The organism is Cupriavidus sp. 05T41 (assembly GCF_056396525.1).
In genome coordinates this window covers 1-24,258 of sequence record NZ_JBFTLQ010000048.1, presented here as the reverse complement: position 1 = coordinate 24,258, position 24,258 = coordinate 1, and the positions used below count along the sequence as shown (strand labels likewise).

21 protein-coding genes and 1 pseudogene are annotated in these 24,258 nt (G+C 66.1%); 12 read left to right on the top strand and 10 right to left on the bottom strand.

What is annotated here, in order from left to right; translation table 11 throughout:
• Position 1 precedes the first annotated feature (1 nt).
• From AC1DKV_RS25270 to AC1DKV_RS25260, 3 genes are all read left to right on the top strand, one after another.
• Positions 2-1,507 carry an amino acid permease gene (locus AC1DKV_RS25270; protein WP_477138259.1) on the top strand — a complete coding sequence of 502 codons (1,506 nt, stop codon included), beginning with the start codon at positions 2-4 and terminating at the stop codon, positions 1,505-1,507.
• Positions 1,508-1,687: 180 nt separating this feature from the next.
• Positions 1,688-3,061: an esterase-like activity of phytase family protein gene (locus AC1DKV_RS25265; RefSeq protein ID WP_477138258.1), complete on the top strand. Its 1,374-nt coding sequence runs from the start codon at positions 1,688-1,690 to the stop codon at positions 3,059-3,061.
• Positions 3,062-3,475: 414 nt separating this feature from the next.
• The gene (locus tag AC1DKV_RS25260) at positions 3,476-4,045 is read left to right on the top strand and encodes a hypothetical protein (RefSeq protein ID WP_477138257.1); all 570 of its coding nucleotides are present in this window, start codon (positions 3,476-3,478) and stop codon (positions 4,043-4,045) included.
• A gap of 13 nt (positions 4,046-4,058) precedes the next feature.
• On the opposite strand, the pseudogene AC1DKV_RS25255 reads toward AC1DKV_RS25260, so the two are convergent.
• The 7 genes and pseudogenes from AC1DKV_RS25255 to AC1DKV_RS25225 all read right to left on the bottom strand — a co-directional run.
• Positions 4,059-4,532, bottom strand: a pseudogene (locus tag AC1DKV_RS25255) (POTRA domain-containing protein); the annotation flags it as partial.
• Positions 4,533-4,840: 308 nt separating this feature from the next.
• Entirely contained in the window at positions 4,841-5,554 is a 714-nt protein-coding gene (locus AC1DKV_RS25250) for an ABC transporter ATP-binding protein (protein ID WP_441615475.1), read from the bottom strand.
• The gene (locus tag AC1DKV_RS25245) at positions 5,554-6,327 is read right to left on the bottom strand and encodes an ABC transporter ATP-binding protein (RefSeq protein ID WP_477138256.1); all 774 of its coding nucleotides are present in this window, start codon (positions 6,325-6,327) and stop codon (positions 5,554-5,556) included. Before AC1DKV_RS25245 ends, AC1DKV_RS25250 begins: the two co-directional genes overlap by 1 nt.
• Positions 6,324-7,643, bottom strand: coding sequence for a branched-chain amino acid ABC transporter permease (locus tag AC1DKV_RS25240; protein WP_477138255.1), 1,320 nt, complete (start codon positions 7,641-7,643; stop codon positions 6,324-6,326). The genes AC1DKV_RS25245 and AC1DKV_RS25240 overlap by 4 nt, the downstream gene beginning before the upstream one ends.
• 4 nt (positions 7,644-7,647) lie before the next feature.
• A complete protein-coding gene (locus tag AC1DKV_RS25235; protein ID WP_441615469.1) occupies positions 7,648-8,595 on the bottom strand; it encodes a branched-chain amino acid ABC transporter permease in 948 nt (315 codons plus the stop codon).
• Positions 8,596-8,774: 179 nt separating this feature from the next.
• On the bottom strand, positions 8,775-10,013 hold the full coding sequence (locus AC1DKV_RS25230; protein ID WP_477138254.1) for a branched-chain amino acid ABC transporter substrate-binding protein: 1,239 nt from the start codon (positions 10,011-10,013) through the stop codon (positions 8,775-8,777).
• 148 nt (positions 10,014-10,161) lie between these two features.
• The gene (locus tag AC1DKV_RS25225) at positions 10,162-11,787 is read right to left on the bottom strand and encodes a 3-(methylthio)propionyl-CoA ligase (RefSeq protein WP_477138253.1); all 1,626 of its coding nucleotides are present in this window, start codon (positions 11,785-11,787) and stop codon (positions 10,162-10,164) included.
• A 408-nt stretch (positions 11,788-12,195) separates the two neighbouring features.
• Here AC1DKV_RS25225 and AC1DKV_RS25220 point away from each other — a divergent pair, with 408 nt between their 5' ends.
• The 5 genes from AC1DKV_RS25220 (at position 12,196) to AC1DKV_RS25200 (ending at position 16,207) form a co-directional block, all read left to right on the top strand.
• On the top strand, positions 12,196-13,752 hold the full coding sequence (locus AC1DKV_RS25220) for a protein adenylyltransferase SelO (protein WP_477138252.1): 1,557 nt from the start codon (positions 12,196-12,198) through the stop codon (positions 13,750-13,752).
• Between the two features lie 166 nt (positions 13,753-13,918).
• Positions 13,919-14,365 (top strand): peptide-methionine (R)-S-oxide reductase MsrB, encoded by a 447-nt coding sequence (gene msrB / locus AC1DKV_RS25215; protein WP_477138251.1) that lies wholly within the window; start codon positions 13,919-13,921, stop codon positions 14,363-14,365.
• Positions 14,366-14,435: 70 nt separating this feature from the next.
• Positions 14,436-14,975: a septation protein A gene (locus tag AC1DKV_RS25210; RefSeq protein WP_477138250.1), complete on the top strand. Its 540-nt coding sequence runs from the start codon at positions 14,436-14,438 to the stop codon at positions 14,973-14,975.
• 118 nt (positions 14,976-15,093) lie between these two features.
• Positions 15,094-15,408, top strand: a complete 315-nt coding sequence (locus AC1DKV_RS25205) for a BolA family protein (protein ID WP_441615459.1) — start codon at positions 15,094-15,096, stop codon at positions 15,406-15,408.
• 4 nt (positions 15,409-15,412) lie between these two features.
• Positions 15,413-16,207: a peptidylprolyl isomerase gene (locus AC1DKV_RS25200; RefSeq protein WP_477138249.1), complete on the top strand. Its 795-nt coding sequence runs from the start codon at positions 15,413-15,415 to the stop codon at positions 16,205-16,207.
• A 146-nt stretch (positions 16,208-16,353) separates the two neighbouring features.
• On the opposite strand, the gene AC1DKV_RS25195 is transcribed toward AC1DKV_RS25200, so the two are convergent.
• The gene (locus tag AC1DKV_RS25195) at positions 16,354-17,037 is read right to left on the bottom strand and encodes a TetR/AcrR family transcriptional regulator (protein ID WP_441615455.1); all 684 of its coding nucleotides are present in this window, start codon (positions 17,035-17,037) and stop codon (positions 16,354-16,356) included.
• Positions 17,038-17,154: 117 nt separating this feature from the next.
• Here AC1DKV_RS25195 and AC1DKV_RS25190 point away from each other — a divergent pair, with 117 nt between their 5' ends.
• A complete protein-coding gene (locus AC1DKV_RS25190) occupies positions 17,155-18,795 on the top strand; it encodes an acyl-CoA dehydrogenase family protein (RefSeq protein WP_477138248.1) in 1,641 nt (546 codons plus the stop codon).
• Positions 18,796-18,832: 37 nt separating this feature from the next.
• On the opposite strand, the gene AC1DKV_RS25185 is transcribed toward AC1DKV_RS25190, so the two are convergent.
• Entirely contained in the window at positions 18,833-20,056 is a 1,224-nt protein-coding gene (locus AC1DKV_RS25185; protein ID WP_441615452.1) for a cyclic di-GMP phosphodiesterase, read from the bottom strand.
• Positions 20,057-20,403: 347 nt separating this feature from the next.
• Here AC1DKV_RS25185 and AC1DKV_RS25180 point away from each other — a divergent pair, with 347 nt between their 5' ends.
• Positions 20,404-20,697 carry a putative quinol monooxygenase gene (locus tag AC1DKV_RS25180; RefSeq protein WP_477138247.1) on the top strand — a complete coding sequence of 98 codons (294 nt, stop codon included), beginning with the start codon at positions 20,404-20,406 and terminating at the stop codon, positions 20,695-20,697.
• A 30-nt stretch (positions 20,698-20,727) separates the two neighbouring features.
• On the opposite strand, the gene prpR is transcribed toward AC1DKV_RS25180, so the two are convergent.
• Complete coding sequence (gene prpR, locus AC1DKV_RS25175) at positions 20,728-22,740, bottom strand: propionate catabolism operon regulatory protein PrpR (protein WP_477138246.1); 2,013 nt, start codon at positions 22,738-22,740, stop codon at positions 20,728-20,730.
• Between the two features lie 296 nt (positions 22,741-23,036).
• Here prpR and prpB point away from each other — a divergent pair, with 296 nt between their 5' ends.
• Together prpB and AC1DKV_RS25165 are read left to right on the top strand one after the other, a co-directional pair.
• Positions 23,037-23,945: a methylisocitrate lyase gene (gene prpB, locus AC1DKV_RS25170; RefSeq protein WP_477138245.1), complete on the top strand. Its 909-nt coding sequence runs from the start codon at positions 23,037-23,039 to the stop codon at positions 23,943-23,945.
• 86 nt (positions 23,946-24,031) lie between these two features.
• The coding region (locus AC1DKV_RS25165) for a citrate/2-methylcitrate synthase (RefSeq protein ID WP_441615444.1) at positions 24,032-24,258 on the top strand (227 nt) is incomplete at its 3' end.

Genomic DNA, 24,258 nt, shown 5'->3' with positions numbered 1-24,258 from the left:
GATGTCCTCCCTACCGTCTTCTTTCGCCCAGCCGCACCATCCCGTCATCGAGCACGACGCGCTCCAGCGCAAGCTCAAGGCCCGCCACCTCACCATGATCGCCATCGGCGGCGCCATCGGCACCGGCCTGTTCGTCGCCTCTGGCGCCTCCATCGCCCAGGCCGGCCCTGGCGGCGCGCTGCTGATGTACGGGCTCATCGGCCTGATGGTGTACTGCCTGATGACCAGCCTCGGCGAGATGGCCGTGCACATGCCGGTCGCCGGGTCCTTCGTCACCTACAGCGCGCTCTATGTGGAGGAAGGCTTCGGCTTCGCGCTCGGCTGKAGCTATTGGTTCAACCTTGCGGTGACCATCGCGGTGGAACTGGTGGCGGCGCAGCTGGTGATGCAGTACTGGTTCCCGGGCGTGCCCGGCGTGGCGTGGAGCGCGGCGTTCCTGCTGCTGATGTTCGGCCTCAACGCGATCTCGGTGCGCGGCTTCGGCGAGGCGGAATACTGGTTCGCGCTCATCAAGGTGGTCACCGTGCTGGTATTCCTCGGCGCCGGCCTGCTGATGATCTTCGGCATCCTGCACGGCGGCCCGCAGGCCGGCTGGCACAACTTCACCGTCGGCGACGCGCCCTTCGTGGGCGGCGTCCCCGCGATGTTCGGCGTGGCCATGATCGCCGGGTTCTCGTTCCAGGGCACGGAGACCGTGGGCGTGGCGGCCGGCGAAGCGGCCGACCCGGCGCGCACGATTCCGCGCGCGATCCGCCAGACGTTCTGGCGCATCCTGCTGTTCTACGTGCTGGCCATCCTCATCATCGGCGTGCTGATTCCCTACACCGACCCCAGCCTGCTGCGCAACGACGTGACCGACATCGGCGTGAGCCCGTTCGCGCTGGTGTTCCGCCGCGCCGGCCTGGCCTTCGCCGCCGGGCTGATGAACGCCGTGGTGCTCACCGCCCTGCTCTCGTCGGGCACCTCCAGCATGTACGCCTCTACCCGCATCCTCTATGGACTGGCCGTCAGCGGCCGGGCCCCGCGCGCGCTGGCGCGGCTGTCGGCCGGCGGCGTGCCCTACCTGGCCCTGGCGGCGACAGCCGCGGTGGGCGCGCTGTGCTTCCTGACGTCGCTGTTCGGCGACAAGGCCGTCTATATGTGGCTGCTCAACACCTCCGGCATGACCGGCTTCATCGCGTGGCTGGGCATCGCGGTGAGCCACTACCGCTTCCGCCGCGGCCTGGTTCGCCAGGGCTACAGCGCCGCGGACCTGGCCTACCGCTCGCCGCTCTACCCGTTCGGGCCGATCTTCRCCACCGTGCTGTGCGTGATCATCGTGCTGGGGCAGAACTACCAGGCCTTMGGCGACGTGCGCGGGCGGTGGGTGGAAATCCTCGGGACCTATATCGGGGTGCCGGTGTTCCTGCTGCTGTGGCTGGGGTACCGCCTGGCCAGAAAGACGCGCGTCGTCCGCTACGAGGACATGCCGTTCGACATCCCTGCGCGCCGCGCGCAGGCAGACTGAGAGGCCGGAGGGCGGACAAGCGAGAGGCCAGATCTTCCGACTTGTTGCCCGCCATGTTGCGCGCGAGATACATCACGCACCCTCGCCCGTCGTGGCGTTTGTGACTGCCTTCGAACTGTCATGCGCCCGTCACGATGGCCGTGCATCGTAGTGGTCTTTCGAACAGATCACCCCGCCTACATGCGCCTGCTTCCGTCCGCGACCGTCACCGCAGTCATCGCCATCACCGCTGCCGCCTGGTCCCTGCCCGCCGTCTCGCAGACGGCCGCCGCGCCCGCCTATCCGGCCACGCTCGCCGGCCACGCGGTCATGCCCGCGCAGAGCTTCATCGACGCGCCCAAGGATGCGCCGCAGGACCTGAAGACGAGCGGCAAGTTCACCACGGCCGGGCGCGCGKAGAAGATCGGCAGCGTGGAAGGCAAGTCGAACKGGCGCCCGACCGGTGTCTCCGTGCCATTCAGGGGACAACCGCTGCAAGGCCACTCCGGCATCAAGCACATGGCCGACGGCAGCTTCTGGGTACTGACCGACAACGGCGCCGGCAGCAAGGCCAATTCGCCGGACTTCATGCTCTACCTGAACCACTACAAGGTGGACTTCAAGAGCGGCAAGCTGCAGCGCCTGGGCACCGTGTTCCTGCACGATCCCGACAAGAAGGTGCCGTTCCGCATCGTCCACGAAGGCACKAAGCAACGCTACCTGACCGGCTCCGATTTCGACACCGAAAGCTTCCAGTTCGCCGGCGGCGCGCTGTGGATCGGCGAAGAGTTCGGGCCGTTCCTGATCAAGGCCGACCTGCAAGGCAAGGTGCTGGCCGTGTACGACACGCTGGTAGACGGCAAGCCCGTGCGCTCGCCCGACCACCCGGCCGTGACGACACCCGGCGTGCCCGGTGGCGCGGTCGACTTCCAGATCAAGCGCTCCAAGGGCTTCGAGGGCATGGCCGCGTCGCCCGATGGCAGCAAGCTCTACGCGCTGCTCGAAGGCCCGGTCTGGAACGCCCAGGCAAAGGACTACGAGCGCATCGACGGCAAGGAAGCGCTGCGCGTGCTCGAGTTCGACACGCTCGCCGGCAAATGGACCGGGCGATCGTGGAAGTACCCGCTCGAGGCCAACGGCAACGCCATCGGCGACTTCAACATGATCGACGCCACCACCGGCCTCATCATCGAGCGCGACAACGGCGAAGGCACAGCCGACAAGGCCTGCCCCGAAGGCCAGAAGCGCGACGACTGCTTCGCCGATATCGCCAAATTCAAGCGCATCTACAAGGTCGAACTGACCGAGGCCAACGCCGGCGGCGCCGTGCGCAAGATCGGCTACATCGACCTGCTCAATATCGCCGACCCCKACAAGCTGGCGCGCAAGCCGCTCAACGACGGCGTGCTCAAGTTCCCGTTCTTCACCATCGAGAACGTCGACGTGGTCGATCCCACTCACATCGTGGTGGGCAACGACAACAACCTGCCCTTCTCGAGCAGCCGCGAGCCGAACAAGGCGGACGACAACGAACTGGTGCTGCTGGAGGTGGGGGAGTTCCTGAAAGCGAAGTAGGACGGCAGGTTCGCAGGAAATGACAAGGCGCTTCGGTCCCTGCGCGGGACGAAGCGCCTTTTTCGTGCCCCGCCGGATGGCAGGTCAGTCGGTCAGTCGCGGCAACTGAACGAGGCAATCCCCTGGTAAGCGGCGCCATTGGCGAGCGTGACCCTGTACGGTACGATCACCAGCACGCCATCGGCGGGGCCGCCGCTGCCGATCACAAGATCAGGCCAACAAGGTGTTTGTGGAGGGCCATAAGGGACCCCCATGAAGCCGCGTATGAGAATTGGACAGTGCAGTGCGAGGTATTCCGAGGAATACCTCAGAGTATCAACAGGCTCTGAGCTCAGCACTGGAAAAAATTAAGACAGAAATAGCTACACCGGGCACGAACTTGAATAACCTGGTGACCAAGAAATGAGGGACGAGATGAATTTCTATAAGATCGGCCTTGATTTCAATTTCCCAGATCAGTGGCATCTGGAGCAGCCTGTTGATAATACCGGGCAAGAGGTGGTTGCGGGCGGATTTGGCCTTGGTAAGCCATGGGACACGAAAATCCCGCTCCGAAGCAGAATTTACCATCCAGGGCATGCGGTGTCCTTTTCGCTCAGTGGGCTCGGCGACTATTTTGTCAAAAAGACATTGATGGATACGCTATTGGCAGCCCTGCCTGAGGGTACTGTGCAAGCGGTGCCTGTGGAGATAGAAGGCGTCGGCGAGCCATACGAAATCCTCAACGTGCTGGACATTGTTGATTGCGTGGACGAGACGAGGACGGGTTTTTCCATGTTTCMGCGTTGGACCGAGGATGATGGGCGCCCGGACAAGATTGGCGACTATCGCATCGACATTTTGCGGATMGATCCTGCAAGGGCTGCAGGGCACGGGCTCTTCCGAACCAAAGGCTGGTTGGTTGGGCTCGTATGCTCAGAGCGAATTCGGGACCTTTTKATGGCGCAGGGCGCAACGGGGATTCGCTTTACGCTTGTTAGCTAAAACGCTGGTGCGTCAGCGTGCCCGACGCCATGTCCTGCTCGGGCACCAGCACGCGCGTAGTGACGTACCCCTTCGACAGGATCGTCTGGGAAAGACCCTTCACCAGCGTCTCGACACCCTGCTTGCCGATGCATTCGTCCTGGTAGTGGTCGAGCCACCGTTGTGCGAAGGCAAAGGGATCCATCGGCAGGGCCGACGCACCGCGTGCCTGCAACGCGGCCGGCAAGTCCCTGGGAACACCCAGGACGAAGCGGCTGATACGGAAGCATGGGTCTTCCTTCGGCAGGGCCGGAAACTCGGCGTGGGCGACAACTTCGGCGCGAACGGCGGGAGCATTGACAATGCCGGCGCGCTCGCGGGCCTCCTGCTGCTGGCGGGTTCGCTGTTCCTGTTCAGTGGCGGTGGTCAAGGCCGGGCCCGGTATTGCTTGTGCGAATGTTGCACGACATGCCAGCAAGAGACTGGCAGCAAACGGCCACAGACTTATGGCTGAAATATGTAGGTGTGAGACAGAAATAAGTCAGCTAATAGAAAGAAACAGCAAGAACGAGGGCTGCTACTGCCGGCATTCGATATAGCCTATCTATCCGTAAACGGATGTAAAGAATCCGCCGACAAGTTGTCTAAATTCCTCGCTTGCTGCGCCTCCTCCGATATCTATCCCGACATGGAATAATGTGTGACACCGAAAGAATCGGCAACTGCGAGCGCGCCTCACCAAATGCAAATCCCCCCAACAAAGTGGGGGGACCCGGTACCAACGTCTACGCCATCAGAAAGTGCGGCAGTGCTTTCCTACACCTCCAGCCACTCCTTCCGGATGGCCGCGTTCGCCTTCAGGTCCAGCGGCGTGCCCTCGAACACGATGTGCCCGTGCCCCATCACGTAGACCCGCTGSGAGATGTCCAGCGCRATGGCCAGYTTCTGCTCGATCAGCAGCACKGACACGCCGCGCTCCTTGAGCGTCTTGAGGTAATCGCCGACCAGCGTGACGATCATCGGCGCCAGGCCTTCGGTGGGCTCGTCGATCAGCACGAGATCGGGGTCGCCCATCAGGGTGCGGCACAGCGTGAGCATCTGCTGCTCGCCCCCGGAGAGCACGCCGGCGGCGGTGTTCTCGCGCTCCTTCAGGCGCGGGAACATGTTGTACATGTCCTGCACCGTCCAGCGCGGCTTGGCCTGGCGCGGATTGCGCTTTTCGCCGAGCAGCAGGTTCTGGCGCACCGTGAGCGTGGGGAAGATGTCGCGGTTCTCGGGCACGTAGCCCACGCCCAGGTGGGCGATCTCGAAGGTGCGGCGGCCGAGGATCTCTTCGTCGCGAAAGCGCACCGAGCCTTCGGCCTTGACCATGCCGAGGATGGCCTTGGCCATGGTGGAGCGCCCCACGCCGTTGCGCCCGAGCAGCGCGACGATCTCGCCTTCGTCGATATGGGCGTCCACGCCGTGGAGGATGTGGCTCTTGCCGTAGTAGGCGTGCAGGCCTTGCACGTCCAGCATGCGCTTGCCCATCAGTGCGCTCCTTCGGTGGCGGGTTCGTCGAGGGTGGTGCCGAGGTAGGCTTCCTTGACCTTGCGGTTGGCGCGGATAGCCTCCGGCGTGTCGGTGGCGATCACCTCGCCGTAGACCAGCACGGAGATCCGGTCSGCCAGGCCKAASACCACGCTCATGTCGTGCTCGACCATCACCAGGGTCTTGCCCACCGTGACGCGACGGATCAGTTCGACTGCATGGTCGGACTCGGAGCGGCTCATGCCGGCGGTGGGCTCGTCGAGCAGGATGACTTCGGCGCCGCCGGCAATGGTGATGCCGATCTCCAGCGCGCGCTGCTCGGCATATGTGAGCAGGCTGGCCTGGGTATTGCGGCGATGGTGCAGGCCGATCAGTTCCAGTACTTCCTCGGCGCGCTCGCGCGCGTCGCGCAGCTCGGACAGGCGGTGCCAGAACGAGTACTTGTAGCCGAGCGACCACAACACGGCGCAGCGCAGGTTCTCGAATACCGAGAGCCGGTGAAAGATATTGGTGATCTGGAAGCTGCGCGACAGCCCCATGCGGTTGATCACGAAGGGCTGCAGGCCGCCGATCTCCTGCCCGTTGAGCTTGACCGTGCCCGAGCTGGGCGCGAAGCGGCCGGAGATCAGGTTGAAGGTGGTCGACTTGCCGGCGCCGTTGGGGCCGATCAGTGCGTGGCGCTCGCCCTTGGGGATGGTCAGGTTGACGCCYCKGATGATTTCGGTCTGGCCGAATTTCTTGCGTACATCGTTCAGTTCCAGTGCCGCGCTCATGCCTTGCCTCCTGCTGCTGCCATTTCGGCCTGTACCTTGTCCCAGGTGGCGCGCACGCGTGCGCGCGCCGCACGGCAGGCCAGCAGCCCGCCCACCCACAGCGCGGCCGCCACCAGCCAGGGCACCGCGGTGCCGGCGTCGAAACMGATGCCGAACAGCGACATGGCGGTGCCGTTGGCACTGTCCACCTGCACCTTGTAGACCAGCTCCACGGTGAGGATCACCGCGGCCAGCAGCACCAGCCCGGCACCCGCGGCGCGGCCGTAGTCGGGCAGCATGGCGCGCAGCTTGCCGCGCGCCAGCAGCGGCACCTGCATMATCAGCAGGCTGGCGATGCCGCCCGGCACGAACATGACCATCAGCACGAAGAACAGGCCCAGGTACAGCAGCCACGCCTTGGTCAGGTCCGACAGCGCCACCGCGAACAGGATGAACACCACGGCGCCGATCACCGGGCCGAAGAACACGCCGGCGCCGCCGATGAAGGCCGCCAGCAGCACGCCGCCGGAGCGCACCGCGCTGACGTTCTCGGCCGAGACGATCTCGAAGTTGATGGCGGACAGCGCACCGGAGATGCCTGCGAAGAAGGCCGACAGGATCAGCACCAGGTAGCGCACGCGCTGGGTGTTGTAGCCGATGAATTCCACGCGCTCCGGATTGTCGCGCACGGCGTTGGCGATGCGGCCCAGCGGCGTCTGCGTCCACGCGTACATGGCCGCCATCGACAGCAGGCACCACACCGCGATCAGGTAATACACCTGCMGGCCCGCGCCGAAGGTGATGCCGAGCACCGATTCGCCCACCACGCGGTTGGTGGAAATGCCGCCMTCGCCGCCGAAGAAATCCGGGAACATGAGCGAGCTGGCGAACACCATCTCGCCGATGCCCATGGTGATCATGGCGAAGGTSGTGCCGGAYTTCTTGGTSGTSACGTAGCCGAACAGCACGCCGAAGAASGCGCCGGCCAGSCCGCCCACCASCGGCAGCAGCGACACSGGCAGCCACACCTTGCCCGCGCCCACCATATTGAGCACGTGGATGGCGATGAACGCGCCCAGGCCCGCATAGACCGCGTGGCCGAACGACAGCATGCCCGTCTGGCCAAGCAGCATGTTGTAGGACAGCGCGAAAATGATCATGATGCCCATCTGCGACATCAGCGTGATGGCGAACCCGCCCGTGAAGAACAGCGGCAGCACCAGCATCAGGAGCGCGGTGCTGCCCCAGATCAGCCAGCGCGCCAGGTTCAGCGGGCGGTAGCGCATGGTGCGGCCGGTCACGACCGCCTCGCGGCGTTGTTGCATTGTCGTCTCCATGCTGTCAGCCCTCCCGGGTACCCATCAGACCACGCGGGCGGAAGATCAGCATCACCACCAGCAGCAAATATGGCAGCACCGGGGCGACCTGCGCCACCGTGAGCTTCCACAACGAGGACAGCGGCGTGCTGTCGGTCACCTGCAATCCGATCGTGCCCAGCAGGCCAGCCACCGAGGCATCCAGCGTGACGGCGAAGGTCTGCAGCACGCCGATCAGCAGCGAGGCGATAAACGCGCCCACCAGTGATCCCATGCCGCCCACCACCGCCACCACGAACACGATCGACCCCACCGCGGCCGCCATCGATGGCTCGGTGACGAAGGCATTGCCGCCGATCACGCCGGCCAGCCCGGCCAGCGCGGCGCCGCCGCCGAACACCATCATGAACACGCGCGGCACGTTGTGGCCGAGCGCCTCGACCATCTCCGGATGCGTGAGCGCGGCCTGGATCACCAGCCCGATGCGCGTGCGGGTGAGCACCAGGTAGATCGCCACCAGCATGGCCAGCGACACCAGCATCATGAATGCACGGTATTTGGGGAAGGACGAGGTGAAGACCGTGAACAGCGGGCCATCGAGCTCGGCCGGGATGCGGTAAGGCACGGCGGCCAGGCCCCACACCAGCTTGACGCCTTCCTCGATCAGGTAGGCCAGGCCGAAGGTAAACAGCAGTTCCGCCACGTGGCCGTACTTGTGCACGGTGCGCAGGCCGAAACGCTCGACCAGCGCGCCGGCACCTGCCACCAGCAGCGGCGCGAAGATCAGCGCCGGCCAGAAGCCGATCTTGCTGGCGATGGTATAGGCAAAATACGCGCCCAGCATGTAGAAACTGGCATGCGCGAAGTTCAGCACACCCATCATGCTGAAGATCAGCGTAAGCCCGGAAGAGAGCATGAAGAGCAACAGCCCGTAGCTGATGCCGTTCAGGAGGGAAATGACGAAGAATTCCACAACAAGTCCTTCATTCTGACGCCGGCCAGCCGGGCGGCCGCCGGCGGTCGGCCGGTCACAAAAGACTGCTCCAGGGGTGAACACAGCCCGCCCGGCGCGACCGCTGCCACCCGGGCCGGCCGGCGTATGCAGGATCGGATGGCGCGCCGGGATCCGCCGCGCCTCCGCCGGACGCAGGCTTAGCTCGGGCGCTTCATCTGGCAGGAAGTCGGCTGCGCCGCCACGTACTCGTCCATCAGCGCATTGGTCTTCCAGCCATAGCCGGTGTTTTCCTGGTCGTACTTGACTTCCTTGCCGTCGACCTTGGTCCAGGTGGCCACCACCAGCGACTGCTGGACCTGGTGGTCGGAGCCACGCATTTCCACGATGCCGTTCATGCTGTCGACCTTCATGCCCTCGAGCACCTTGGCCACCTTGACCGGATCGGTCGACTTGGCTTCCTTGAACGCCTTGCCCAGCATGGCGACGCCGGTGTACGCGGCCATCACGTAGAAGTCATCGTTGTACTTCTTCTTGAAGCCTTCGATGACCTCGGAACCCTTGAAGCCCTTGTTGTTGGCGTTGTAGTAACCCACGTACTTGACATGCTCGGCGCCGGACGCGCCCATGGCGGTCGGCACGCCGGTGGTGGCACCGTAGTAGGTGTAGTAGTTGGTGGTCAGGCCGGCATCCTTGCCCGCCTTGATCAGCAGGGCCAGGTCGCTGCCCCAGTTGCCGGTGATCACGGTGTCGGCGCCGGAGGCCTTGATCTTCGCCGCGTAGGGCGCGAAGTCCTTGACCTGGGCCAGCGGGTGCAGGTCTTCGCCGACGATCTGGATGTCAGGACGCTTGCGCTTGAGGTAATCCTTGGCGGCGCGCGTCACCTGATGCCCGAACGAATAGTTCTGGTTGATCAGGTAGACCTTCTTGACGTTGGCATCCTTGGCCAGGAAGGTGGTCAGCGCCTCCATCTTCATGTCGGAGTTGGCGTCGAGCCGGAAATGCCAGTAATTGCACTTGCTGTTGGTCATGTCCGGGTCTACCGCGGCGTAGTTCAGGTAGACGATTTCCTTGCCCGGATTGCGCTCGTTGTGCTTGGCCACCGCGTCTTCCAGCGCCAGGCCAACCGAGGAGCCGTTGCCCTGCACGATATAGCGGATGCCCTGGTCCACGGCCTGCTTGAGGATGGTCAGGCTTTCCTGCGGTGACAGCTTGTTGTCGAAACCGACCACCTCGAACTTGTTGCMGCCGCCCCAGTCCTTCTGGTTGGCGATGTCGGCGACGAACTGCCAGCTCTTGAGCTGGTTCTGGCCGACCGGCGCCATCAGCCCGGACAACGGATCGATAAAGGCGATCTTTACCGTTTCAGCAGCCGCGACCCCGGAACCCATTGCCGCAAACAGTGCCGTGGCGGCCACGAGCGGACGCAATCTGATCATGCTTGTCTCCTTCGGTTTTTTTGTTGGCTTTCGTTGATCCCGGTTCGCGCAGCGCCCTCTGCCGAAACCTCGGCGCGGCGCGGACCTGTCCTGCGGGCGCCGGCCGCATGGGCCGGCAAGCATCGGCGGCTCTGTGGCCGCCTTGGAATCAGGCCGACGGCAGTCGGTAGTCCTTGAACTGCTCGCGCAACCTGAGCTTTTGCATCTTGCCGGTGGCCGTGAGCGGAATCTCGGTGACGAAGGCGACGTCGTCGGGGATCCACCATTTGGCGACCTTGCCTTCGAAGAACGCCAGCAGCTCTTCGCGCGTCACCTCGGTGCCGGGCCGCTTGACCACCACCAGCAGCGGGCGTTCGTCCCACTTCGGGTGGTAGCAGGAGATGCAGGCCGCCATATGGACCGCGGGGTGGGCCGAGGCCACGTTCTCGATGTCGATGGAGGAGATCCACTCGCCGCCGGACTTGATCACGTCCTTGCTGCGGTCGGTGATCTGCATGTAGCCATCGGCGTCGATGGTGGCCACGTCGCCGGTGGGGAACCAGCCATCGACCAGCGGCGAAGCGTCGTTGCGGTAATAGTGCTCGATCACCCACGGGCCGCGCACATGCAGGTCGCCGAAGGCCTTGCCGTCCCACGGCAGTTCGTTGCCATCGCCGTCGACGATCTTCATGTCCACGCCGTAGATCACGCGGCCCTGCTTTTCCTGGATCTTCTGCTGCTCTTCTTCGGGCAGGTCGTTGTGGCGGGCCAGCAGCTTGCACGAGGTGCCCAGCGGCGACATCTCGGTCATGCCCCAGGCGTGGATGGTTTCCACGCCCAGTGCCTTGAGCGCGCGGATCATGGCCGGCGGCGCGGCCGAGCCGCCGATCACGGTGCGGTGGAAGGTGGAGAACTTGAGCTGGTTGCCCTGCACATACTGCAGCAGGCCGAGCCACACGGTGGGCACGCCGGCGGAGAAGGTCACCTTCTCCTGCTCGAACAGCTCATATAGCGACGCGCCGTCCAGCTTGGCCCCCGGGAAGACCAGCTTGGCGCCGACCAGCGGCACCGAGTACGGCAGGCCCCAGGCATTGACGTGGAACATCGGCACGACCGGCAGGATCACATCCTGCGCGGAGCAGCCCAGCGCGTCAGGCAGCGCCGACGCGTACGAATGCAGCACGGTGGAGCGATGCGAGTACAGCGCGCCCTTGGGGTTGCCCGTGGTGCCGGAGGTGTAGCAAAGGCTCGACGCGGTGTTCTCGTCGAACTGCGGCCAGGTGTAGTTGCCGTCTTGCGCGTCGATCAGGTCTTCGTAGCACAGCAGCGGCACCTTGGGGTTGGCCGGCATGTGCGAGCGGTCGCTCATCATCACCMAGCCCTTCACACCGGGGCAATGGGCCGCCACGCCTTCCACCAGCGGCAGGAAGGTGGCGTCGAAGAACACGTACTGGTCTTCGGCGTGGTTGATGATATAGGCCACCTGCTCCGGGAACAGGCGTGGATTGACGGTATGGCATACCGCGCCCGAGCCGGACACGGCGTAGTAGATTTCGAGGTGGCGGTAGCCATTCCAGGCCAGTGTGCCGACCCGCTCGCCCTGGCGCACGCCGAGCGCGGCGATGGCCTGGGCCAGCTTGCGGGCGCGCAGCTCGCAGTCGCGGTAGGTGTAGCGGTGCAGGTCGCCTTCGGTCCGTCGCGAGACGATTTCCGTGCTGCCGTAGTGGCGTGCGGCGTGCTTGATGATGGAGGAAATGAGCAGGGGCTCGCTCATCATTTGACCCATCAATGCCATGGAATAGTCTCCTGTGGTTTTTTAGATCCGCCAAAAAACGAACAACCGTTCTATTTTTTGGCCGATTGTTCCCATCCTTTGATGAAACGTCAACGGAATTCCGTTGTGCGCCGCCGTACCCGGAACGCTGGCAAGCCGCGCTCGCGCCCTGTGTCGGTGCATGCACGGCAGGGCTGATCGAGGGACATGCGGAAATAATGCGGCGGCAACGGCAGTCACAGATGGAGATGACGGCGTGGAAGTACAATAACGCCTGCCATGTTGCACCTCAACATGTCGTTTTCCCTAGCCTGCAAGCGCACTTGCGGGAAATTCGGCCAGCCGGCGCTGCACCGCCCAGCCACTCACAACGAAGCCCCCGTGAACTCTCCCGAGCCAAACGCCGCCCCCCCCTCCCTGTCCGAAACGATGCCGGACGGAACCAGCGCCGCGCCAGCCGACGCGGCCGTCCCGCAGGTGCCATTCACGACGGCGACGGGCTTCGCGGAGCTGGGCCCGCGCTTCTTCACCCGGCTCGCGCCCACGCCGCTGCCCTCGCCTTACCTGGTAAGCGTATCGCCGTCCTCGGCGGCGCTGCTGGGCTGGGACGCGCATGCCGCAACGCAGCGTAACTTCATCGAAACTTTTGCGGGAAATCAGGTCCCGGACTGGGCCGATCCCCTCGCCAGCGTCTATTCGGGGCACCAGTTCGGGGTCTGGGCCGGCCAGCTCGGCGACGGCCGGGCGATCCGCCTGGCCGAGGCGCGCACCGCCACCGGCCCGATGGAAATCCAGCTCAAGGGCGCCGGCATGACGCCGTATTCGCGCATGGCCGACGGCCGCGCGGTGCTGCGCTCGTCCATCCGCGAATACCTGTGCTCCGAGGCCATGGCCGCGCTCGGCATTCCGACCACGCGCGCCATGTGCATCGTCGGCTCGGACGCMCCGGTACGGCGCGAAACCATGGAGACCTCAGCCGTAGTGACACGCCTGGCGCCAACCTTTGTCCGTTTTGGCCATTTCGAGCATTTCGCTGCGCGCGAGGACACCAGCGCGCTGCGCCAGCTGGCGGATTTCGTCATCGACCGATTCATGCCCGAATGCCGCGAGGACAAGCAGCCCTACCAGGCGCTGCTGCGCGAGGTGTMGCTGCGCACCGCCGAGCTGATGGCGCAATGGCAGGCGGTCGGCTTCTGCCACGGCGTGATGAATACCGACAATATGTCGATCCTCGGCCTGACCATCGACTACGGCCCCTTCGGCTTCCTCGACGCCTTCGACGCCAACCATATCTGCAACCACACGGACACGCAGGGCCGCTACGCCTACAGCCAGCAGCCGCAGGTGGCGTTCTGGAACCTGCATTGCCTGGCCCAGGCGCTGCTGCCGCTGTGGCGCGAGGGCGACGGCAAGGGCGAAGAAGGCAAGGCAGCGAGCGAGGCCGCGGTCGAAGCCGCGCGCGCCGCGCTCGATCCCTTCCGTGAGCGCTATGCCACCGCCTTCTTCCAGCGCTACCGCGACAAGCTCGGCCTGCGGCCCACGGGCGGGCGCGACGAGGAGGACGAGCCGCTGCTGAGCGAGCTGTTCCAGCTGCTGCATGCGCAACGCGTGGACTACACCTTGTTCTGGCGCAACCTCGCCCGCATATCGTCTGCGGACGGCAGCCGCGATGCACCGGTACGCGACCTGTTCCTGGACCGCGCGGCATGGGATGCCTGGGCCGGCACGTACCGCGCCCGGCTGCGCGCCGAACAGTCCGACGATGCGGCGCGCGCCGCGGGCATGCTGGCGGTGAACCCGAAGTACGTGCTGCGCAACCACCTGGCGGAAACCGCCATCCAGCGCGCGCGGGAGAAGGATTTCACCGAGGTGGACCGCCTGCTGGACGTGCTCTCGCGACCCTTTGACGAGCAGCCGGAGGCCGAAGGCTACGCCGCGCTGCCGCCGGACTGGGCCGCGGGACTGGAAGTGAGCTGTTCGTCGTGAGCCCCCCCGGCAGGCAGGTACGCGGCGCGCCGCGATCACMCCGCCCGCAGGCACGACTGTAAGGATCGCGTGCCGGAAACGACCAAGTAGACCCAATGCTCCGGGCGGCGCACGCCAGGCAATGCAGCCTCTCGCGCCACCCGGCCAACCAGAAAGGAAGCCGAGCATGACCACGCAGAAAACCGACGCCGAGTGGCGCGCGCAACTCTCCGACATCGAATACCGCGTCGCCCGCGAAGCGGCCACCGAGCGGCCCTTCACCGKCCGCTACTGGGACCACTGKGACCGCGGCACCTACCGCTGCATCGGCTGCGKCACGCCGCTGTTCGAGGCCAGCACCAAGTTCGACGCCGGCTGTGGCTGGCCCAGCTACTTCCGTCCGATCAACGGCGAGGTGATCGACGAGCACACCGACCGCTCGCATGGCATGCTGCGCGTGGAGGTCCGCTGCAAGGAATGCGGCAGCCATCTGGGCCATGTCTTCGAAGATGGCCCCGCGCCCACCGGTTTGCGCTACTGCATCAACTCGGCTGCGCTAAAATTCGACKAGCGCGACCCTGCCGATTTCGAGGCGGGTGACGCCGCGCCGACATCGCCCGACACGCCGCGCTAAGGCCGAACCGCCCGCGCGGCGGTTCGCCGCCAACCCAGCCCCGACCTTTGCGTCGATCTATCCTGTCCGCATGAAATTCCTGTTCGACCTGTTTCCGGTCATCCTGTTCTTCGTCGCCTTCAAGTTCGCGGGCATCTATACCGSCACCGGGGTGGCCATCGTCGCCACGGTGGTGCAGATCGGCTGGGTCTGGCTGCGCCACCGCAAGGTCGAGCCGATGCAATGGATCAGCCTGGCGATCATCTCGGTGTTCGGCGGCGCCACGCTGCTGCTGCACAACGAGACTTTCATCAAGTGGAAGCCCACCGTGCTGTACTGGCTCTTCGCCGCCACGCTGACGTTGTCGGCGCTGCTGTGGCGCAAGAACCTGATCCGCGCCATGCTGGGCAAGCAGGTCAGCATGCCGGACAACGCCTGGGGCAAGCTCAACGCCGCCTGGGCCGCTTTCTTCGCCGTGATGGGCGTGGTCAACCTCTATGTGGCCTACCAGTTCTCCACCGACGCCTGGGTCAACTTCAAGCTGTTMGGCAGCATGGGCCTGATGCTGGTGTTCATCCTGGCGCAAAGCGTCTGGCTGTCGCGCCACATGCAGGAAACCCCCTCCGAATAAGGCGCCGGGCTCACCGGATTCACCGACTACACCGCGGGTGCGCTGCAAGCGCAGTGCGCCCGCCGGGCTCCATCCTCCGGCCCTGCGCCGGGGCCGATCCCACCACAGAGACCCCAAGATGGCCGCCGATCCCGCACATATCGAGGCGCTGCTGCGCGCAGCCCTTTCCCCCACCAGCGTCGCCGTGCGCGACGACAGCGCGCTGCATGCCGGCCACGCCGGCGCCGCATCCGGCGGCGGTCACTACCATGTGACCATCGTCAGCTCCCGGTTTGCCGGCAGCACACGCGTAGCGCGTCACCGCATGGTGTATGATGCGCTGCGCGAACTGTTCCCCACGCAAATTCACGCGCTGGCTGTCACCGCGCTGACCGAACAAGAACTTGAATCCCGCGAATCGTCCCGCGATTCCTCGAGCAACTCTCAGACCTGATTCCATGAAGACCACCGTCCTCTCGTTCAGCCTGGCGGCTGTGCTTGCCGCTGGCAGCTTGCCCGCCCTGGCCCAGAACGCCGCCGTCGTGAATGGCAAGGCGATCCCCTCGGCGAAGCTGGACAAGCTCATCGCCGGCACCRGCCAGCCGCCCAATGCCGAGTTGCGCGACCGCGCCCGCAACATGCTGATCGACCGTGAGCTGCTGCTGCAGGAAGCCAACAAGCGCGGCCTGACCCAGCGCGACKACCTGCAGGAACAACTGGAGCAGGCCAAGCTGAACGTGCTGGCCGGCGCGGTGTTCGAGGACTACGTCAAGACCCACGGCGCCAGCGACGAAGAGCTGCGCAAGCAGTACGACAAGATCAAGTCCCAGTTCGGCAGCGGCAAGGAATACCACGCCCGCCACATCCTGGTGGAAAAGGAAGCCGACGCGCGCGCCATCATCGCCAAGATCAAGGCCGGCGCCAAGTTCGAAGACCTGGCCAAGGCCTCGTCCAAGGACCCGGGCTCCGCGGCCAATGGCGGCGATCTCGACTGGGCCAACAGCAGCAGCTACGTGCCGGAATTCTCGGCCGCGATGACCGCGCTGAAGAAGGGCCAGATGACCGACACCCCGGTCAAGACCCAGTTTGGCTGGCACATCATCCAGCTCGACGACGTGCGCGACGCCAAGGTCCCCACGTTCGAGGAAGTCAAGCCGCAGCTCACGCAGATGCTGATGGGCGACCAGAACTGGCAGCGCRAGCAGTTCCAGGCCATGATGAAGGCGCTGAAGGAAAAGGCGAAGATCCAGTAAGCGGATCCGGCCTCGATGCAGCAGGGAAACCGGTGCMGATGGCACCGGTTTTCATTTAGGCGACGGGTTGCCGTTGGACCTGCCGTGGCCGGCTTCCCTCTCCCGTGCGCGGAAGGGGCGCGGCGCGAAGGGCGTGACAGCCGCCGTCATTGCGAATGGCCTCGGCGCACCGGGCCGGCTTCGTCCGGTTCGAACGGCGCCTCGCCCAAGGTAGCCAGGTACCCCTGCGCCGCGCCGCGCAGGCGCCGCGTCAGCCGCGGGAAATCGATTTCCTCCCCTTCCTCGATGCATGCATGCGCGATAAGGCCGTAGACGATGGCCTGCAGCGTCACCGAGGCTTCCTCGACCACCGCCGCCGGCGGCGCGTCGGCCGCGCCCAGCAGCGCCCTGCTCCACAGCGCAACGAAGCGCCGGTACATCTTCCGGTACGCCGCGCGCCCCGAATGATGCCGCTCCAGCAGGTAGATCGGCCCCCAGCGCTCGGGCGTCTCGCGGTGATGCGCCACGTTGACGGCAATCAGCGCATCCACCAGGGCTGCCATCGGTTCGCCGCGGCGCTGCGCCAGGCAGGCGTCCATGGCCAGCACGATGCGCTTGGCGCGCAGGTGCAGGCAGACCTGCGCCAGTTCCTCCTTGCTGCCGAAGTATTCGTAGAACGTGCCCAGGCCCACGCCAGCCAGGTCGACGATGGCGCGGATGGTCACCTGCGCGTAGTCGTGCGCCGCCAAAAGCCGAACAAAGGCTTCCTGGATGGCCAGCGAGGTCTGCCATGAGCGTGACTGCACCGGCCTGCGGCGGGGCTTCGCCGGGTCTTTGCGCTGCGGGTTCATGCTGCTCCGAAAGCCGAACATGCTGGCTGGGCATTGTATCTAGAATGGCCTTTCCAACGTAGCCYGGCGCGCCGGCATGCCTGGCCGCGCAACGCGAGACAGCAAGGAGACGCCACGATGAACTGGACCACCCACACCATCACCAACCAGGTGCCGGAGCTCAAGGACTACAACCTGTACACCAGCGACGCCKGCATCCGCCGCGCCGTGGAACGCGCCGGCGCCGGCTGGAGCGGCGCCGAGCTTGCGCGCCAGGGCGCGCTGCTCGGCGCGCAGGAAACCCTGCGCCATGCCGAGGACGCCAACCGCCACCATCCCGAGCTGCACACGCATTCGCGCGCCGGCGAGCGGATCGACCAGGTGCGTTTCCACCCCGCGTGGCACGCCATGATGGCCATCGCGCGCGCCAGCGGCCTGGCCAACCTGCCCTTCGCCGACGCGCGTCCGTCGGCATGGACGTCGTATGGCGCGGCGCTCTACATGCACAGCCAGATCGAATCSGGCTCGCTCTGCCCCACCAACATGACACAGGCCTGCATCCCCGTGCTGCGCAAGGAGCCGGGCCTGTTCGCCGAGCTCGGGGACAAGCTGCTGACCCAGGCCTACGACCCGCGCGACGTGCCGATCGCGCACAAGCCATCGATCAACGTGGGCATGGGAATGACCGAGAAGCAAGGCGGCTCCGACGTGCGTGCCAACACCACGCGCGCGATCGCGGTGCGCGGCGAGGGCCGCGGCGCCGAATACCGCATCACCGGCCACAAGTGGTTTTTCTCGTCGCCGATGTCGGATGCGCACCTGGTGCTGGCCAACACCGAGGCCGGCTMGTCGTGCTTCTTCGTGCCGCGCTGGCTTCCGGACGGCAGCAAGAACGCCATCGAGATCCAGCGTCTCAAGGACAAGGTCGGCAACCGCTCCAATTCGAGCAGCGAGGTGGAGTTCCGCGACGCCTGGGGCGTGATGGTGGGCGACGAAGGCCGCGGCATCCCGACCATCCTGGAGATGGCCACCTACAGCCGGCTGAACTGCGCGCTGTCGAGCGCGGGCTTCCTGCGCCAGGCGCTGGTGCAGTCGCTGCACTACGCGCGGCACCGCAGCGCGTTMGGCAAGCCGCTGGTGCGCCAGCCGCTGATGGCGCGCGTGCTGGCCGACATGGCGCTCGAAGCCGAAGCCGCGATGCTGCTCGCAATGGACCTGGCCACCGCGTTCGAGGCCACCGACKACGCCGACCGGCTGGCCTGGCGCCGCATCCTCACGCCCGCCGCCAAGTTCTGGATCTGCAAGCGCGCGGTGGAGGTTACCGGCGAAGCGATGGAGGTCTTCGGCGGCAACGGCTACGTGGAGGACGGCCCGATGGGCCGGCTGTTCCGCGACGCGCCGGTCAATTCGATCTGGGAAGGCTCGGGCAACGTGATGTGCCTTGACGTCCTGCGCGCCATCGGCCGCAATCCCGACGACTATCTGCGCGTGCTGGCGCGCCTGGAGGCCGTGGGTGCCGGCGAGCCCCGCATCCTGGCCTGCGTGGCCGGCCTGCGCGAGGCACTGCGCCTGCCGGAGCAGGCGCAGCAGGCGGAGGCGCGGCGCACCACCACGCGCCTGGTGCTGGCCGCGCAGGCCTGCCTGATGCTCGAGCACGCCGACGCGGCCTGCGCGCGCGCCTTCCTCGACAGCCGCTTCGATCCCGAATGGGGCGCGGTGATGGGCATCAGCGCGGGCGGCGATGCCGCGCGGATCCTGGAGATGGCCTGGGCGGGCTGACGGCCCGCGGCCATGGCGGCGCCGCTCGGACCGCTGCTCAGGCCGCCGCGCAGAGCTCCAGCAGCTGCTCGTCGCGCAGGCCCCACCGGGCAGGGTCCTCGAAGCCGACGATGGCGTCCTCCGTCTCGCGCAGGTCCAGCGTCTGCGGCGCGAGGTGCGCGGCGTCGGTGACCGAGTAGAAGACCTTCACGCGCGGGCGCAGCGGCTCGTTGTCGTGCTGCGCGAACACCACCGCCAGCCGCCCGGAGCGCAGGCGCAGCACGGTGCCCAGCGGGTAGATGCCGATCGAGCGCGTGAAAGCCTGGAACACGGTGCGGTCGAACAAGGTGTCCACCCGCACTGCCATGTACTCCAGCGCCCGCGCCGGTGACCACGCCTCGTGGCCGGGCCGGTCCGAGGTCAGCGAGTCATAGGTGTCGCATACCCCGGCGATCTTGGCATGCACGCTGATCTCGCTGGCGCGCAGGCCGAAGGGATAGCCGCGCCCGTCGATCCGCTCGTGATGGTGGATGCAGACGTCGAGCGGGATATTGCTGTAGAGCCTGGCCTCGTTGAGGATGCGATAGCCGACGGAGGGATGGCGCTGCACCACCTCCATCTCGGCCGCGCTCAGCGGGCCGTTCCGGTGCAGGACCTTGGCCGGAATCGCGACCTTGCCGATATCGTGCACCAGCCCCGCCAGGCCGAGTTGCTGCACGGTGCCGTTGTCCAGCCCGAGCGTGCGCCCGAGCGCGATCATCAGGACGCAGACCGCGAAGGAATGCAGGTAGGTGTAGTCGTCGCGCACCTTCAGGCGTGCCAGTGCGATCAGCGCCTGCGAATGGCGGGTCAGCGAGTTGGAGACCGAGTCGACCAGCAGCAAGGCACCTTCGACCTCCAGCGCGCGGCCCATGCGCGCGTCGGTAAACATCGACCCGACCACCGCCTTGCCGTTGCGCATCACGTCACGCGCCAGCCCCAGCTCCACCTCCAGCGGCACGCCCGAATGGGGCACCGCGCCCTGCGGCTCGTCGGCCACGGGATTCACGGTCAGCGAACCGGTCGCCGCCTGCGGCACCGGCGGCGCCGGCGGCGCGATGCCCTTGCCCTTGAGCAGGTCGATCCACACCTCCTCGACCGTCGAGGCGACCATCTGGTCGATCTGTTCCTGGCTGGTCACCGGGAAGCGCGAACGCCAGAACGGGTGCTCGATCCATGGCCCGCCCACCCTGGCCACGAACATGCCGACTTGAAGCTGTTTGGTCTTGATGCGTTTCAGCATGCCAGCTCTCCGGGTGCAGAGTGAATGGGGCGTGGCAGCTTAACGGCGGAACGCGGGAGAACTTTAGGGCGGTTCAGGGCGGTTCAGGGCGGAATATGCCGCTCGGGACGCGTGGCCTCGCCGCTCGGGCGACCGTGGCTTCACCGCCCCGGAACCGTGTGCCTCCGAAGGCCCGTCTCCATTCCAGGTTCGCGCGCAGAGCGGGCGCGCGGTTGCCGGATCGCCAGAACCACAACCGCACCCTCTGTCAACCACCGGGGAAATATCCGGCCCCGCCCCTCAGGCTTTCCGTCCGGGMAGCACGCGCAAAGCTACAATACGCCGCTACCCGCTTCGCCCGTCACACCATGCCCAGAACGTACACGCTCGTCGGTATCGCTCGCGCCAAGTCCCAGCACCGTGAGGTCCTGGGCGCCAAGCTCGACGCACTGCGCACGCGCGGTGCCATGGAGCCGGGATGCCTGCGATACCACGTGGGCGAGGACGCCGAGGACACCGAAGTGTTCGTGCTCTATATGKAGTGGAATTCCCGGCACGCGCTGGAATCCCACCTCAACAGCGAATATGTTCGTGACTTCCACGCCACACGACAGGATTTCCTCGAAGGCGACATCCAGCTTCGCTGGCTGAACGCCGCCTAGCCGCGGCGCGCCCCTCAAGCGGCCACCGGCCTACTTTCCGTCGTCCTTCAGGCGCCGCCACAAAGTGGTGGCGCTGATCCCCAGGGCATGGCACGCCGCGGCACGGTTGCCGCCGCACTGCGCCAGCACGCGCCGGATATGCTCGGCCTGGCTGGCGCGCGCCACGCCCGCCAGGGACTGGCCATTCTCCCCATCTTTGGCGCTACCCCAGGCCACCGGCGCGCTTTCGCMCTGCGGCGGCGGCCCGGCCTCGGGCGCCGCACCGAACAATTCCGGCGCGGCGGCCTGCAATTCGGCCAGCAAGTCGCGTGGCGCCAGCCTGCGGCCCACCACCAGCACCGCAATGCGCTCGGTCACGTTCTCCAGCTCGCGGATATTGCCCGGCCAGCCGTAGCCCGACAGCCTTTCCCGTACCGCCTGTGGCAGAGGCTGGGGCTGCGCATGGCCCAGACGCTCCTGGGCGCGCCGGTACAGCAGTTCGGCCAGCTCCGGCAGGTCGCCGGCGCGCTMGCGCAGCGGTGGCATCTCGATGCGAAGGATATTGAGGCGGTAGTACAGGTCCTGGCGGAAGCTGCCTTGCCGCACCAGCGCGCCCAGGTCGCGGTGCGTCGCGGCGATGACCCGCACATTGACCGGCACCGAGTCGAGCCCGCCGATCGGCAACACCTGCTTTTCCTGCAGTACGCGCAGCAGCCGGGTCTGCAGTGCCGGCGGCATGTCGCCGACCTCATCGAGGAACAGCKTGCCATTGTGGGCAGACTCGAACAGGCCGGCCTTGCCGCCGCGGCGCGCGCCGGTGAAGGCACCTTCCTCGTAGCCGAACAGTTCACTTTMMAGCAGGGCTTCCGGAAATGCCGCGCAATTGACGGCCACGAAAGGAAAGACCCGGCGCGGGCTGGCGTCGTGCATGCCCTGCGCCAGCACTTCCTTGCCGGTGCCGCTTTCGCCACCCACCAGGACGGTGGAATCCACTGCCGCGTAGCGCCGCGCCAGTTCCCGCAGGTGATGCATGGCAGGCGAAGCGCCGGCGAGGTCGTCGAGGCTGTAGCGCACGCCCGCCGGCCGGGCGCGGCTGCGCGAACGCAGGTTGCGGTCGACCCGGTGGATKGCATTGGCATCCTGCAGCGTCAGAACCGCGCCGGCGGTGCCGGCGTCGGTGACGATGGGTATGCGGTTGACCACCACCATCTTGTCGCCGAGCTTGTGKATCGCCTCGAGTTCCTTGTTGCCGCTCTGCATGACATTGTCCAGCGACAGCGCGGGCGCCAGCGTCTGCAGCTTGCGGCCCAGCGCGGCCGGCGGGGCAATGCCGAGAAAGCGCTCCATGGCCGGGTTGTAGGTCTGGATGCGCCCTTCCGCATCGACCGCCGCCACGCCCTCGTTGAGGTGCGCCAGGATGGTGTTGACGTAGTCGCGCCGGCTGGACTCGATGCGCCGCAGCCGGGCTGCCTCGATGGCATCCTCCAGCGCGCCGCGCACCGAGACGCCGGAATAGAGGAACACGCCGATCAGGCCGATGCGGTCGGCCAGGTCGGTCACCATCCCGGGCCCCACCACCACCTGCACCCCTTCCTGCTTGAGCGCCTTCACGCGGGCCGCGGCGTCGTCCTCGGTCAGGTAGGTGTAGGCCGGGATCGACAGCGAGAAGGTCCGCACGAACTCGTCCACCTCGGGATAGGTCGCGGCGTGGGTCACCAGCGCCACACGGGGGGAAATGCGGCGCGCGGTCGAGAGCGCGCTCATCACGTCGAACCCCGTCACCTTGACCAGCACCACCGGCACGTCCACGTGCTGGCGCAGGTAGGCGCCGTTCGAGCCAGCCGCCACCACGGCATCGAGCCGCCCCTCGCGCGCCTCCCGCGCAATCGCGCTGGCAGCCGCGGCGTAGCCCTTGCCGAGGATGCGGAATTCMGCCTGGGCGGCGTAGCCCGGGATCAGGTCGGCAAAGGCGCGCGACAGGCGGCTGATGCCGATCGCCCAGATGCGCGGGCGTCCGGTGCCGGCGGCAGGCAGGTTGACGGGAGTGGTMAGGGCGTTACTCATATCGGCGCGATTGAGGGAAACTTGGGCGAGGATGGGTCAGGCGGACTAATCTTTGAATTGTGCGCGCCGACGGATTGCATTTCAATATTGAAATGCAATCTTTCATTTCAGAAATAGAAATGACATGCCGATAGCGCCTCAATCCTTGGGCGCGAAATGCCATGGACGGCGCCATCCCAGGCGAATCAAGGGCTTGCCGGCGCCAGCCGAGGCCGCCCGGCGGCTTGCGCGGGACCGCCGGGCCCGCTGGCACACCCCTTGCGCTATACAGCCCGTCCACCTCACAAGCCAAGATCATGACCTTCTCGACATCCGACCTCGCCCGCTCMGCCGGCGCCCGTTTCCGCCAGGCCCTGGCCGATGAGCATMCCCTGCAGGTCATTGGCACCATCAACGCCAACCATGCGCTGCTGGCCAAGCGMGCCGGCTACCGCGCGATCTACCTGTCGGGCGGCGGCGTGGCCGCGGGCTCGCTGGGCCTGCCCGATCTGGGCATCTCCAACCTGGATGATGTCCTGACCGATGTCCGCCGCATCACCGACGTGTGTGACGTGCCGCTGCTGGTGGACGTGGACACCGGCTTCGGCGCCTCGGCCTTCAATGTGGCGCGCACCACCAAGTCGCTGATCAAGTTCGGCGCCGKCGCGATGCATATCGAAGACCAGGTCGGCGCCAAGCGCTGCGGCCACCGCCCAGGCAAGGAAATCGTCTCGCAGGACGAGATGGCCGACCGCATCAAGGCGGCCGTGGATGCGCGCACCGACGAGAACTTCGTCATCATGGCGCGCACCGACGCGCTCGCCGTGGAAGGCCTGGACAAGGCCATCGAACGCGCCGTGGCCTGCGTGGAAGCCGGCGCCGACGCGATCTTCCCGGAAGCCATGACCGACMTCGACATGTACCGCAAGTTCGTCGACGCGGTGAAGGTGCCGGTGCTGGCCAACATCACTGAATTCGGCGCCACGCCGCTCTTCACCACCGACGAACTGGGCAGCGCCGGCGTGTCGATGGTGTTGTACCCGCTGTCGGCCTTCCGCGCCATGAACAAGGCCGCCGAGAACGTCTACACGTCGATCCGCCGCGACGGCACGCAGAAGAACGTGGTCGATACCATGCAGACACGCGCCGAACTGTATGAGAGCATCGGCTACCACGCCTTCGAGCAGAAGCTCGACGCCCTGTTCGCCCAGGGCAAGTCCAAGTAAGGACGCGGCAGCCACGCGGCTGCCGCCGCCATCACAAGCCAAGTCAATACAAGTCAGACAGCACAGCATTCCAAAGGAGACCCCACATGTCCGAAGCGCAACCGCTCGCCACCCCGAAGCCGAAGAAATCCGTCGCCCTGTCGGGCGTTGCCGCCGGCAATACCGCGCTCTGCACGGTCGGCCGCACCGGCAACGACCTGCACTACCGCGGCTACGACATCCTCGACATCGCCGAGACCTGCGAATTCGAGGAGATCGCCCACCTGCTGGTGCACGGCAAGCTCCCCACCCGCGCCGAACTCAAGGCCTACAA

Bases quoted from the DNA above. Each gene is read 5' to 3' on its own strand.
- AC1DKV_RS25185 (WP_441615452.1), bottom strand. From the start codon at position 20,056: ATGCTGAAACGCATCAAGACCAAACAGCTTCAAGTCGGCATGTTCGTG.
- AC1DKV_RS25195 (WP_441615455.1), bottom strand. From the start codon at position 17,037: ATGAACCCGCAGCGCAAAGACCCGGCGAAGCCCCGCCGCAGGCCGGTG.
- AC1DKV_RS25205 (WP_441615459.1), top strand. From the start codon at position 15,094: ATGGCCGCCGATCCCGCACATATCGAGGCGCTGCTGCGCGCAGCCCTT.